Origin of the sequence: Sphingomonas sp. Leaf25 (assembly GCF_001421635.1) — a bacterium.
GTDB lineage: Bacteria > Pseudomonadota > Alphaproteobacteria > Sphingomonadales > Sphingomonadaceae > Sphingomonas.
In genome coordinates, this window is sequence record NZ_LMKU01000033.1 from 415,397 (window position 1) to 428,990 (window position 13,594).

Sequence of the window (13,594 nt, forward strand, 5' to 3'; positions counted from 1 at the left end):
CGATCCGGCGCGGCAATCCCGACCTGCAACCGTTCCGCGCCAAGCAGGCCGAACTGGGCGCGGAATGGTATTTCGCCCCCAATTCGCTGCTGAACGCCGCCGTGTTCTACAAGGACATCGAATCGTTCGTGACGCTGGTGACGACGGCGCAGGTGGTCGACCAGGTATCGTTTCAGGTGACGGTGCCGGGCAATGGCAACGGCGCCAAGGTCAAGGGGTTCGAGGTCGGCTATCGCCAGTCGTTCGACAACTGGCTGCCTGCACCGTTCGACGGACTGGGCGTGCAGACGAGCTTCAACTATACCGAGTCCGACGCGAACTATACCAACACCGTTGCCAACGTGTCGTTCGGGCTGGAGGGGCTGTCCAAATATTCGTACAGCCTCGTCGGCTTCTATGAGAAATACGGCATTTCCGCGCGGGCGGCGTACACCTATCGCGACAATTTCCTTCAGGTCGCCTCGGGCCGCAACGGCGAGCCGGAGTATTTCGATGCCTATGGCCAGCTCGACCTCAGCCTGTCCTATGACGTCGGATCGCACTTCACGGTGTTCGCCGATGCGATCAACCTGAACAGCGCCAAGGAGTTCATCTATTCGGTGAGCGAGAACCGCACGAAGGAATATCGCCAGACCGGCCGCCGCGTTTCGGCGGGTGTGCGGGTGCGCTTCTGATCCGTATCCCCGTCCCGGCCGGTGCCGGGACGGGGATGGGTTGCTCAGGATCGATTGTCGAACGTCATCGTGTCGCCCAGCGCGACGTTCCGGCTGTCGAGCGCACTCACCACGGCATCGCGTCGCATCGGCGAAGCGATGCCGTCGATATTCGCCCCTGCCACCTGATGCAGCGCGATCACCGGGCGCTGGTCGGGCAGGTCGGTGTGCAGCGTGACGTCGCGGATCGTCAGCCGCCGGGCGTGGCGGGCATAGAGGCCGGCGGCGGGCAGGGTGCCGAGATAGCTGACTTCAAGGCTGGTTTCGCGACGATAGGGCGGGGTTCGCCGGGCGTCCTCGGCGGTGCCGCCGCCGCGGGTGGCGATGTCCAGCCCGCGAAACGTCACGTCCTCGACCGGGGCGTCGGCGATCCCTTCGACGCCGCAGGCGAAGCGCGGGTCCGCCCCCGCGATGGCAATATCCTCGAACCGGATGCGGCGGACGCGGCCGACCGGGGTGCCGCGCGGGCCCCGCATCCGCGCCGCGTGATGGACGAACAGCGGGTGGTTGACCGGATCGCGCAGGACGATGCCCGATACCGTCACATCCTCCAGCGTCCCGCCATCGACGATGCCCATCAATATTCCCCGGCTGTTGGTGCAGATACAGTCGCTGATCCGCACGCCGCGAAAGCCGCCGTTGCTCTCGGTGCCCAGCTTGATTCGCCCCAGCACGCCGAGGCCATCGGGCGATCGATAGTCGGAGCGGCGATAGCTGCCGTCGAGCAGCGACCCCATCGCATGGCCGCTGGTCTTGCAGCCCGAGATCAGAATATCCTCGCACGGCACCGCGCGGCCCAGCGCGTAACTGCTCTTGAGGACGATCGCGTCATCCTTGGGTGCATTCACCGTGCAGTTCAGGATGCGCACGTCGCGGCAGGCATCGATGTCGATGCCGTCACGGTCGGTATCGATCACCAGCCCGGTGATCTGCATATTGGTGCAGCCGTGCGCGATGACCGCGAAATGCCCGCCCTGAAGGATGGTGAACCCGTCGAGGCGGACGCCGTGGCAGCGCATCAGGCCGATCGCCTTGTTCGCGCGGCCGACCGCGTGGCGTTCCGCCGGATCGCGTAGCGCCACGTCGCGCGGCGATACGCCGAGGGCGGCGGCCGAGCGGAACCCGGCGCGGCCGTGCCAGCGGTCGCCGGGGCCTTCCCGGTCCAGTCCCGGTCCGTAAATCATGCCGGGGCCGAGGATCGCGACGTTGTTCAGCCCGTCGCCCCGGATCAGGCTGTTGTGGACATGGGTGATGCCGAAATCCTGAAACTGTTCCTCCAGATAATTTTCGGGCGGGTCGTAGTGCGCGCCGTGAACGGCGGGATCGGCGGCGACGATCGTCGCGCCCGCCGACAGGACCAGCGCGATATTGTCGCACAGCCGCAGCGTGAAGCACAGATAGCGCCCGGCGGGCACCACGACGGTCCCGCCGCCGCGCCGCGCGGCGGCGGCGATCGCGCGGTTGATCGCCGGGCTGTCGATCGTGGTGCCGTTGCCGCGCGCGCCGTGGCGGCGGACATCCTCCACCACGCCGGCGGCAACCGCCTGCGCCTGATCGGCAAGGCCGGCGGCCAGCAGCGTCGCACAGGCGGCGGACAGGACGAACCGGCGGTCGACGGTGACGGGCGATGGGATCACTGAGACTTCTCCGGGTAAAACACAGTCTTGCAACCTGTCTAAACATAAGACATCATATGTATAGAGGTAGGAAGCAACGCCGCCTTTCAGGAGCAGGAACAATGAACGCTGGTGCCCCCCGACCGCGCCGCCGTACGGCGGCATGCGTCACGCTGGCGCTCACGGGCCTGCTGGCGAGCGCCAGCGCGCTGGCGCAGGCGGTGATCCATGTCGCGCCCGACGGCAACGACCGCGCGAGCGGCAGCGCGACCCGCCCGGTGCGGTCGCTCGACCGCGCGCAGGCGCTGGTCCGCGCCGCCAGCGCCGGTGGCGACGTGACGGTCGTGCTCGCCGACGGGACCTATCTGCTTGACCAGCCGTTGCGCTTCACCGCCGCCGATGGCGGGCGGGCGGGGCACCGGGTCGAATGGCGTGCGGCGGATGGCGCGCGGCCGGTGTTGTCGGGCGGCATGGCGGTGCGCGGGTTTCGCCTGCACGATGCCGAGCGCCGCATCTGGGTCGCCGACGTGCCCAAGGGGCTGGATGCGCGCCAGCTATGGGTCGACGATCAGCTCGCCGAGCGGCCGTGGATCGAGATCAAGGCAAGCGACGTGGCGTTCTCGGCGACCGGCTTCGACATCGTCAGCCCCGATCTGGCCTATGTCGCCGCCGTGAAGCGGCCCGACCGGATGGAGGTGGAGGCGACCGGCTTCTTCACCGACCGCTATTCGCCGGTGCAGTCGATCGCCGGGCGCCGCGTGACGATGCGCCAACCGGCGTGGGACAATAATAGCTGGGGCTATGACACGATCACCCAGCCGATCTTTCCGGCGGATTCGCGCCTGTTCCTCGTCAACGCGCTGGAATTCATCGGCAAGGCCAACGACTGGCATGCCAAGCCCTATCAATGGTTTCTCGATCCGCAGGCGGGCAAGCTGTACCTGCGGATCGCGCAGGACGACGATATTGCCAAGCTAAAGGTGGTGCTGCCCCGGCTCGAAGCGCTGGTGTCGATCGCCGGCACGCCCGCCGCGCCGGTCGAGCGGCTGGGGTTCAGGGGCCTGCGCTTTTCGTACACGAGCTGGATGGGGCCGTCGCGCGCCACCGGCTATGCCAACCAGCAGAGCGGGGCGTTCCTGTCCGACGTGTCGCCGATCCGGCCGAAGGATGCGTGGCAAAGCTGCGGCTGGGGCTGTGTCGAATTCGAATCGATGCGGCAGAAATGGCACCAGATGCCCGCCGCCGTCCAGGTCGCCGCCGCGCGCGACGTGACGTTCGAGGGCAATCGCTTCACCCAGATCGGCCAGGTCGCGCTGGGCATCGGCAACGATGCCACCGCGAACCTGAGCGGCACCGGCCTCGCCACCGCACGTATCCGGGTGGCGCGCAATCATTTCGCGGCCGTATCGGGCAGCGCGATCATGGCCGGCGGGGTGCGCGTCGACGCGCATCATCCCGGCGACCCCGCGCTCATCAACCGCGATCTGGTGATCGAGGACAATGTCGTCGCCTCGGTCAGCCAGGATTACAAGGACAATGCCGCGATCCTGACGACCTATGTCAGCGGTGCGCGCATCGCCCACAACGACGTCAGCGACGCGCCGTACGACGGCATCGCGGTCGGGTGGGGCTGGGGCTACAACGACGTCGGCGGCAACCCGAACTACGACGAGAACCAGAAGGGCTATGTCCACAACGTCCGCTATGCGACGCCGACGACGCTGCGCGACACGCTGGTCGAGAACAACCGCATCCATGGCGTGAAGACATGGTTCATGGACGGCGGCGCGATCTACAATCTGTCGGCCAATCCGAACGCGATCGTGCGCGGCAACCACATCTTCGACATCGCCGGCAAGATCGCCATCTATCTCGACGAAGGCAGCAAGCATTTCGCCGTGACCGGCAACGTCGTCGAAACGCGCGGCAAATGGTTGAACATCAACACCGCCGGCAAGATGTTCCGGCGGCGCATCTCGACCGACAATCTCGCGACCGGCAACTGGCATACTTCCAGCACGACCGGCGGCCGCTGGCTGAGCGAGATCGGCAACGTCGCGCGCGACAACATCCTCGTGCCCGACAGCGACTGGCCGGCCGAAGCGCAGGCGGTGATCGCCCGCGCCGGGGTACGGCGATGATAATTCCGACGTAACCGGTTCCCCCCGGTTTCCCCTCGGCCGCCGCGTGCCCGACCGGCCCGGCGGCCGTTTTTTTACCCCGACAATCCACGTTGCCGGTCGAGGCGCAGGACGAGGTCGGCCCGCGCTGGCATCTCGTGCAGGATCCAGCGCGTGAGCCGTTCGTAATGCGCAACGAACCGCGCGACGCCCGCGCGGTCCATCAGCCCGTCGGTCGGGCGGCCTTGCGCGATCAGCCGGCGGCGCAGCGCTTCCTCCTGTTCGGCACGCCAGTCCGCCACGACCTCGAACCCCGGCGCGGCGAGCAGCACCAGCCGGTCGATCCGCGCGAACAACGCGGCATAGTCGTGCGCCAGCGCCGCATCGACCGCGTGGCGCCAGCAACCCTGCGGGTCCTCGTCGCGCTCCAGCGTGTTGACCGGTTCGGCCAGCGCAGCCGACCCTTGCGGTCGCGCGCCGACGCACCATCCCTCGAAGATCAGCAGGTCGAGATTCGCCGGCGCGACCGGCCAGCATTCCGCTGGTTCGGGTTGGTCGCGCGCCTTGTCGAACCGGGGCAGGGGCACGCTGTGTCCGGCGCGGATCGCGTCGATCACCGCGATGCCGTGCGCCACGTCATGCGTCAGCGGCACGCCGCGCGTGCGCAGCAGCGGATGGATGGTGCGGGCGAGCGCGGCGCGTGCTTCTCCGCCCAGATACAGGTCGTCGAGCGACAGGATGGCGACGCGCCAGCCGTCCGCCGCCAGCCGCCCGGCCAGCGCGGCGGCCAGCGTCGACTTGCCCGATCCCTGCGCGCCGCACAGGCCGAGGACCAGCGGCTTGCGCGCGCGCCAGTCGCGAACCCTGGCTTCCAGCCGTTCGAGTGATCCGGTCATCGCGCGGAGCCTATTTGAAAATTCGCGGTAGAGCGAATTTCGAGGCGGTGCCGCAAAATGCGTCGGAACGCATTTTCAAACCAGCGCTTTCAGCGCCGCTTGAAATCGGGGGCGCGCCGTTCGGCGAAGGCGGCGCGGCCCTCGCGTGCGTCGTCGGTCGCGAAACAGATCGCCTGGAGGTCGCGCTCATAGTCGATCGCCTTGTCCCACGGCATGGTGAAGCTGGCGTGCAGGTTCAGCTTGGCGGTTTCGGCGGCGATCGGCGCGCGTGATGCGATGACCCCCGCGATCTCATGCGCGCGTGCCATCAGACGGTCGGGGTCGACGACCTCGCTCACCAGCCCCCACGCCAGCGCGCGATCGGCGTCGATCATGTCGCCGGTCAGCAGCAGCATCGCCGCGTTCGACGGCCCGGCGGCATAGGCCAGCCCCGCCGCCATGCCGCCGCCGCCGATCCAGCCGAGCTTGATCTCGGGCGCGGCGAAGCGTGCGTTGGTCGAGGCGATGCGGATGTCGCACGCCATCGCGGTTTCCAGCCCCCCGCCCAGCGCATAGCCGTTCACCGCCGCGATCACCGGCTTGCGACAGGCGCGCAGCGCATCGCAATAATCGGCGCGGTTGCGGAAATCCCATGGTGTCGCATAGCCATCCAGCGTGGTGATGTCCGATCCCGCGCTGAACGCCTTTTCGCCCGCTCCCGTCACCACCACCGCGCGTACCGCGTCGGACCGGTTGCACTCGCCGACCGCCGCCACCAGCGCGTCGGCCATCGCCGGGGTCATTGCGTTCAGCTTGTGCGGCCGGTCGATCACGATCGTCGCGACGCGATCGGCGATGGTGAAGCGCAGCTCGTCGGTCATGTTTCCGCTCCGGGCAGGTGGTATCGGGAATAGGCCGCATCGACCGTGTCGAGCACCGCGTCGGCCGTCTGATCGCGCAGTAACCCGTCGCGGATCGTCGCCGATGCCACCGTCTGGAACGCGATGGCATGGTCGTGGCGCGGACGGATCAGCGCCGCCTCGATCGTCGCGCGGGTCGCGCCATAGAATCCGCGCGCGGCGGCATCGACCGCCGGATCGGTCCATGCCGAACGGAACGACGGCTGTCCGTCATGCGCCGGAATGAAGCCGCGTTGCGCCGCGTCGGAAAGCAGCCAGCGCAGATGGTCGAGCAGCTCGGGCGTGACCTTCGCACGGCGCGACACGGCGATGCCGGTGCCGCCCAGCGTCGATCCGATGCGCTTGGCCGTCGGCGCGTCGGCATAGCGGACCTGCCCGGCGGCGGCATAGTTCACATAGCCGTAGATCAGCGGACACAGCGCCGGACCGTCGCCCGCCGCCATCGCTTCGAGCAGCGCGATCGGGTTCATCGCCGCCGCCGCGCGAGTCGCATCGCCGGTCAGCCGCGCCATCAGCGCCCATGCCTCGCGGGCGAGCGCGCGGTCGACGAACCGGTCGCCCGGTCGCGCCGGCACGTCGGCGAGCGCGCCGCAGATCGACTGGAAGGTCAGCGCGGCGTGCGGTCCGGCCAGCGACAGCGCGACCGGGACCCGCTCGGCCAGCGCGACCACCGCCGCCCATGTCGCCGGCACCGCTTCGGCCAGATCGCGGCGGATCGCCATCACCTGCGTCGCGGCATCGAGCGGCAGCGCCCAGTGCCGCCCGGCATAGCGATAGCTGGTCAGCGACGGCCCGACCGCCGCCCGCCCCCATGCCGCCAGCTCGTCGGCGGCGAATAGCGATTCCAGCGGGATCAGACACTCCGCCGCGACCGCCTCGCCGACATGCGGATGGTCGAGCACCACCAGATCATACTGCGCGCATTGCTCGGCGATGGAGCGCGACTCGAACCCCTCCAGCGGGTGCCGGTCCCATGCGATCAAGGCACCGCCCGCCGCCGCCAGCGCGTTGTAGCCGCGCGGATGGTCCCACGTCAGGCCGCGAAAGCTCATGCGTGCTGCCGCACGACGCCGGATTCGATCAGCCGGTCGATCGCCGCGCCATCCAGCCCCAGCTCGCCCAGCACCTCGCGGCTGTGTTCGCCCACCAGCGGCGCGCCGCGTGCGATCGTAGAGGGGGTCTTCGAAAAGCGGATCGGGAAGCCGGGCGTCTTGACCCGGCCTTCGGTCGGGTGGTCATATTCGACGAAGGTGCCGTTGTGGCGGATCTGCGGATCGTCGACCAGATCGGCATAGCCATAGACCGGCCCCGCCCAAATATCGACCGCGCGGAACCGTTCGAGCCACTCAGCACTGGTGGCCGACGGCAGCGCCGCCTTCACCCGCGCGAAGATCGCGTCGCGGTGCGTCCAGCTATCGCGTTCGTCGTCGAGGTCGGCGAAGAACGGATCGCCGAGCAATTCGCCCAGTTTTTTGAGCGGGGCCATCGCCAGCGTGACATAGCCGTCGCTGGTCGCGAACACGCCATAGGGTGCGCGGATATAGCTGTGGGCGTGCGCTTCGGCCGAGCGGGTCTGCGGCTTGTTGCCGATGGTGAAGACCGACAGTTCCTGCATCTGGATGGTGGTGATCGCGTCGAGCATGTTGATCTGCACCAACTGCCCCTCGCCGGTGCGCTCGCGGTGGAACAGCGCGGCCAGCGCGCCTTCGAACGCCGAATAGGCGGTGACCGCGTCGACCAGATATTGCCCGGCGGGGGTCGGCGGCTCGCCTTGCGCCCCGGCCGACAGCATCGCGCCCGACATGCCCTGCAACAACAGGTCCTGTCCGGGATAGCTGCGATACGGTCCGTCCTCGCCATAGCCCGACATCGAGACATAGATCAGGCGCGGGTTGATCGCCGACAGCGTGGCGTAATCCACCCCCAGCCGTTCGGCGACGCCGGGGCGATAGTTCTGGAGGAATACGTCGGCGGTCTTGACCATTTCGAGCAGCAGCGCCTTGCCCTCCGCCGCCTTCAGGTCGACCGCGAACGAGCGCTTGTTGCGGTTGAGCGACAGGAACGACACGTTGATGAGGTTGCCGGTCGCCCCGCCGGCCGAGGCATGACGCTGCCATTCGCCCGAGGTCGGTTCGACCTTCACCACATCGGCGCCCAGATCGCCCAGCCGCTGCGCCGCGAACGGCCCGGCCATCGCGATCGAACAGTCGAGCACGCGGATGCCCTTCAGGATAGTCATAGGATCGGTCCTTCAGGCCATGACCCAGCCGCCGTTAACGTGCAGCGTCTGGCCGGTGATGAAACTCGCCTCGTCGGCGGCGAAAAAGGCGATGGCCGCGGCGATGTCGGCGGCGGTCCCGCGCCGCTTGATCGCCTGCGCGTCGAGCACCATGCGGTTGTACCCTTCCGGGTTGGGGTGGATCGCCTCGGCATCGGTCGGAAAGGCGCCGGGCGCGATTGCGTTGACGGTGACGCCGTACGGGCCGAACTCGCGCGCCCATGCCCGCGTCAGCCCGATCAGCGCACCCTTCGACGCGACATAGGGCGACAGGTTCGCCCAGCCGCCCGAAATGGTGATGCTGGCGATGTTGACGATCCGCCCGAAACCGCGTGCGCGCATGCCCGGCAGCGCGGCCTGTACCGCGACGATCCCGGCATCGACGTTCACCCGCTGGACGAACTGATGCTCCTCGATCGAATAGTCCTCGAACGGTTTCGACGGATAGACGGCGGCGTTGTTGACCACCACGTCGATCCCGCCCAATTCGGCGACCAGCCGGTCCAGCTCGGCGCGCAAGCCGGCGAGATCGGACAGGTCGACGGTCGATACCACCAGCCGCCCGGTATCGACGGCGCTTGCCGCATCGCGCAGTCTGGCGACCTTCGCCGGGTCGTTATCGATCGCGATCACGGTCGCCCCGCGTCGCATCAGCAGCAGCGTGGTGTCTAGCCCCAGTCCGCCGGCCGCGCCGGTATAGAGGATGGTGCGCCCGATCATGCCGACCGGCCCCCGATCGGCGGGAAGATGCCGCTGGGCTGTGGGTATTCTTCGTCCGGCTGGCGGGCGACCGCTTCGATGCGGGCGACGGCACCCGCCACCGCCGCAGCATCGGGCAGCAGCCGCAGCACGGTGTCGTACCGGCGCTCTTGCCCATGTTCCAGTTCGATCAGCTCGCCGCGATCGCGGGCGAAATCCTTGCCCATGACGTGGTTGGTCGATGGCTCGATGCCCAGCGCATAATGGCCGGCGTGGAAATTCTGCCACTGGTACATCGCCGGAAACTGGGCCTTCAGCGTCTCCACCTCGAAGCCGAAGCTGATCGCTTCGTTGACCAGCGCGACGTTGACCCGGCCGTGCGGATCGGCGGCCATGTCGTGCTGCCACACCTGTTCGTGGAAATCGGCGATCGGGGCGGGGGCGGTGCGATAGCCCACCCCTTGCGCGTCATACTGGTCGGCGTGCGCTGCCCAGATGACGTCGCGGATCGGCGCGACATAGCGCGCGCCCTGCGCCAGCACCGGATGGCCGACGTTGATGTGATAGCAATACATGTGCGGCGTGCGATAGAAACCATGGTTGACCACGCGGTCGTGCAGCCGGATCTCGTCACCGCCGACGTCGGCCTCGATCCGGCGGATCAGGTGCAGGTCCTCGCCGAACACCGTCGATTGCTGCACCACGCCTTCGGCCCACAACACGCAGTCGTCGCCGTCCCAGCGCTCGCCATAGCCGGTCAGTCGCGCGGGGATCGTGCCGATGCGGCCGTGGAGCGACGACGATACGCTGGTGCGGGGGCCGTAATGATAATGGCCGGCCGGATCGTCGTGCATGAACAACGTGTGGTCGAGGCCGCAGGTGATGTTCAGCCCCGACATCGACCGGAACCAGCCAAGCCCGCCCTCGCCTTCATAATCGTGCAGGCCGGGGTGGCGGAAGCCGGAGGGCGAATGCCACCCCACCGCGCGTCCGGCGTGTTCGCACTCAGCAATGTCCATCGCCCGGTCGACCAGCACGGTGAAGCGCAGCCCGGTGCCGGTACGGAATTCGAGCTGGCGGATACCGCGCTCCACCCCGTCGCCCAGCGTCGACAGCCGCACGCCGGCAAACTGCGACAATGCCCCGGTCCGGGTCGCCAGCGTCCGCCGCGACATCGTCTCGCCGAACAGCGTGACCAACCTGTCTCTCCTATATCATAAGACGTATGATGTTTAACTAGTGTATCCGCGATCGTCAATCGTCGATCGCGAAGGTCCAGTCGCCCGATCCGATGCCGAACCGCACCACGTCATCGGTTTCGCGCAGGTCATGGATGGCGGGATGGTCGCGCAGCGCGCGGCCGCCCTCGCGCCACATGCGGCGCATCGGCAGTTCGACCTCGGCGGTGGCATTGGCCGGAACGGAGAGCGCCAGCGCGGTCAGCCCGTCGGCGTCGCCCTGCGTTCGCGTCGCGATTGGCCCGACGCAGGAATCATAGCGCGCCTCGACCCGGCCGACCCGTGGCAGCCACAGCGGCCGCACCGCGATCCGGCGGAACCCCGGCGCGGCGGGCGCGATTCCGGCGAGTCGGCGGTAGAAGAAGCCGACCACCGCGCCGAAGGCATAATGATTGTAGCTGTTCATCGCGATGTCGCCGGTATCGCCGTTCCACCGCTCCCACACGCTGGTCGCACCCTGCGCCGCCATATAGCCCCAGCCCGGATAGCCGGTCTGGAGCAACAGCGCCTCGACCTCAGCCAGAAGCCCGGCATCGGCCAGCACGTCGAGCAGATAGGGCGTGCCGAGAAACCCGGTCGACAGGGTCATGCCCCGTGCGCGAATATCGTCGGCCAGCACGCGCGCGGCGGCGGCGCGCCGCTCCTGCGGCACCAGCCCCATGTGCAGCGCCAGCACCTGCCCGGTCTGGCTACCGTTGCCGACCCTGCCGCCCTGGCCGCCATATTCGGCGGCGAACGCAGCGCCCACCCGCCGGCGCAGCGCGCGATACTCCGCCGCCTCGGCGTGCCGCCCGGTCGCGTCGGCCATCGCCGCCATCAGATCGGCGGTCCATGCCCAATAGGCGGTGGCGCACAGCCCGCGTGGCGTCGTCTCGTCGTCGGGCTTCACCGCGTCGACCGACAGCCAGTCGCCGAGATCGAGCCCGCGATCGTGACGCCACACGCCATCGGGGTTGGCGGCGGCGACATGCGCCATCCACCGCGTCATCGCCGTCCAGTTCTCGTCGATCACTGCCGTGTCGCCGTAGCGCTGCCACAGTTGATACGGCAGGATCACCCCCGCCTCGCTCCACCCGGCGGTGACGACATGCGGGTAGGACTGCGGCTGCGGCACGACGATGGGATAGCCGCCATCGGCGCGCTGGGCGGCGCGGACGTCGATCAGGAAGCGGCGCAGGAACGGGGCGACCTCCATGTTGAAAGCGGCGGCGTCGAGGAACACCTGAATGTCGCCCATCCACCCCATGCGTTCGTCGCGCTGCGGGCAATCGGTCGGCACGGCGAAGAAGTTCGACCGCTGGCTCCACAGCGCGTTGTGCCAGATCGTCTGCAACAGCGGTGCATCGGCGAAGCGCATCGCGCCGGTGATGCGGCAATCGCTGTGGACGACGATGCCGACGACATCCTCCACAGCCGGCACGCCCGGATAGCCCTCGATCTCGACATAGCGGAAGCCGTGATAGGTGAACGAGGGTTCGAAGCGTTCCTGCGCGCCGGTGCCCGCCAGGATGAACCCGTCGGTCGCGCGGGCGAGGCGCAGATTGGCCATGTCGACCGTGCCGTCGCCGCCGAGCAGTTCGGCGAACCGCGCGGTGATCGTCGTACCTGCCGCGCCTTGAACGGCGATCCGTACCCAGCCCGAGAAATTCTGCCCGAAATCGAACACGAACCGGCCCGGCACCGGCTCGGCGACGCGCACCGCGCGTCGTTCCTCCACCGCGCGCAGCGGCGGCGAGACGAGCGGCAGCAGCGCGGCGTCCGGCGCGGTGCCGATGGCGGCGGTGGCCCAGCCCGAATCGTCGAACCCGGCGCGCTCCCATCCCGCGATCGTCCGGCGCGCGTCGACCGTCTCGCCGTCGTAGATTTCCGACCGCACGATCGGGGAGGGGGCGATGCGCCAGCCGGGACCGGTCAAGATCCGCTGCGTGGTGCCATCGGCGTAATCGATGTGCAGTTCGGCTCGTACCCGGCGCGGGGCGGGGCCGAACGCATAGCGTTCGATCCGCCAGCCGAACGGGCTGGCATACCATCCGTCGCCGACCGTCAGTCCGATGGCGTTGTCGCCCGGCACGATCAGCGCGGTAACGTCGACGCTCTCGTAGAAGACATGGGCATCGGCGACGCTGATTTCGGGCGAGAGGACCGCGTCCGACACCCGTTGCCCGTTGATCGTCGCGATGTGGCTGCCGAGCGCCGTGGCATAAAGGCGCGCGGCGACGATCCCGCCGCGCGCGGTGAAGGCGTGGCGCAGCAGCATCGCCGGTTCGGCCGGGCGCGGATCGTTGCGGGCGTTCGATCCGCTCGGCACCGCGCGGGGCCAGTCACCCGCGTCGAACACCGCGTCCCGCCACTCCGCCGGCGGATCGGGCAGCACCCGCCAGTCGGGGCCGCTGACGATCCGCTCGACGCGGCCGTCGGCGCGGTGCAGGCGGATCAGGCTGGCGAACGCACCGCCATCGACCGGGAAGAAGCCGGTGACATCGGCATCGACCGCGACGCAGACGCTGGCCCGGCCGGGACGCAGCGTCGCCACGACGGGAGCGAGCGATCCCCAGAACGGCAGCGGACTGTCATAGCCCCATGGCTGGTCGAGCGCTGCGGCCACGCCGTCGACCCACACGCCGCGCAGATGATCCTTGCCCGCCACCAGTATCTCGGCGTGTACCACGTCGGACGGGACGATGAGGTCGAGGCGGAAGCCGTGCGGGCGCGGGTCGAGCGCGGTGTCGCTCCACACCCATGCCAGCCCCGCCGCGCGGTCGGCGGCGGCAAGGTCGTCCTCCATCTCGATCCAGTCGGCGCGCCATGTGTCGAACAGCCCCGCCTCGAACCATGCCGGCAGGGAGCATGCCGTGCGCCCGTCGACGGTGGCGATCTCGACCGACCATGACACCCGTTGCCGGGGGCGAAGCGGCGGGCCGCCATAGGCGATGGCGAAACTGGCATCGGACGCGACGTCGCCGCTGTCCCACACGACGGCCCCGTCCGCTTCGGCGCGGATGCGGTAGCGCGCCTGGACGATGCCGTGGCCGTCGCCCTCGATCCGCCACGACAGGCGTGGGGCGACGACGTGCAGGCCGATCGGATCGACGATGCCTTCGGCACGAAGGTCGACGACGCTCAAGCTCATGCGGC

The 13,594-nt window shown here is 68.6% G+C and carries 10 protein-coding genes; 2 read left to right on the forward strand and 8 right to left on the reverse strand.

What is annotated here, in order from left to right:
- The first annotated feature begins 23 nt into the window (after window positions 1–23).
- Window positions 24–674, forward strand: a complete 651-nt coding sequence (locus ASE78_RS19715; RefSeq protein WP_235515146.1) for a TonB-dependent receptor domain-containing protein — start codon at window positions 24–26, stop codon at window positions 672–674.
- A 44-nt stretch (window positions 675–718) separates the two neighbouring features.
- On the opposite strand, the gene ASE78_RS16920 is transcribed toward ASE78_RS19715, so the two are convergent.
- Complete coding sequence (locus ASE78_RS16920) at window positions 719–2,350, reverse strand: glycoside hydrolase family 28 protein (RefSeq protein WP_200911081.1); 1,632 nt, start codon at window positions 2,348–2,350, stop codon at window positions 719–721.
- Between the two features lie 101 nt (window positions 2,351–2,451).
- Here ASE78_RS16920 and ASE78_RS16925 point away from each other — a divergent pair, with 101 nt between their 5' ends.
- On the forward strand, window positions 2,452–4,470 hold the full coding sequence (locus ASE78_RS16925; protein ID WP_156351544.1) for a right-handed parallel beta-helix repeat-containing protein: 2,019 nt from the start codon (window positions 2,452–2,454) through the stop codon (window positions 4,468–4,470).
- Between the two features lie 74 nt (window positions 4,471–4,544).
- Here the strand turns inward: ASE78_RS16925 and ASE78_RS16930 are convergent, their stop codons facing one another.
- The 7 genes from ASE78_RS16930 to ASE78_RS16960 form a co-directional block, all read right to left on the reverse strand.
- A complete protein-coding gene (locus ASE78_RS16930) occupies window positions 4,545–5,345 on the reverse strand; it encodes a kinase (RefSeq protein ID WP_056498694.1) in 801 nt (266 codons plus the stop codon).
- An 89-nt stretch (window positions 5,346–5,434) separates the two neighbouring features.
- Window positions 5,435–6,205: an enoyl-CoA hydratase/isomerase family protein gene (locus tag ASE78_RS16935; RefSeq protein WP_056498696.1), complete on the reverse strand. Its 771-nt coding sequence runs from the start codon at window positions 6,203–6,205 to the stop codon at window positions 5,435–5,437.
- The gene (locus ASE78_RS16940) at window positions 6,202–7,296 is read right to left on the reverse strand and encodes an extracellular solute-binding protein (protein ID WP_056498697.1); all 1,095 of its coding nucleotides are present in this window, start codon (window positions 7,294–7,296) and stop codon (window positions 6,202–6,204) included. Before ASE78_RS16940 ends, ASE78_RS16935 begins: the two co-directional genes overlap by 4 nt.
- Window positions 7,293–8,483 (reverse strand): CaiB/BaiF CoA transferase family protein, encoded by a 1,191-nt coding sequence (locus ASE78_RS16945; protein WP_056498699.1) that lies wholly within the window; start codon window positions 8,481–8,483, stop codon window positions 7,293–7,295. The genes ASE78_RS16940 and ASE78_RS16945 overlap by 4 nt, the downstream gene beginning before the upstream one ends.
- 12 nt (window positions 8,484–8,495) lie before the next feature.
- Window positions 8,496–9,242 (reverse strand): SDR family NAD(P)-dependent oxidoreductase, encoded by a 747-nt coding sequence (locus tag ASE78_RS16950; RefSeq protein ID WP_056498701.1) that lies wholly within the window; start codon window positions 9,240–9,242, stop codon window positions 8,496–8,498.
- Window positions 9,239–10,420, reverse strand: coding sequence for an aldose 1-epimerase family protein (locus ASE78_RS16955; RefSeq protein ID WP_056498703.1), 1,182 nt, complete (start codon window positions 10,418–10,420; stop codon window positions 9,239–9,241). The genes ASE78_RS16950 and ASE78_RS16955 overlap by 4 nt, the downstream gene beginning before the upstream one ends.
- A gap of 55 nt (window positions 10,421–10,475) precedes the next feature.
- Window positions 10,476–13,589 (reverse strand): alpha-L-rhamnosidase, encoded by a 3,114-nt coding sequence (locus ASE78_RS16960; RefSeq protein ID WP_056498705.1) that lies wholly within the window; start codon window positions 13,587–13,589, stop codon window positions 10,476–10,478.
- Between the last annotated feature and the right edge of the window lie 5 nt (window positions 13,590–13,594).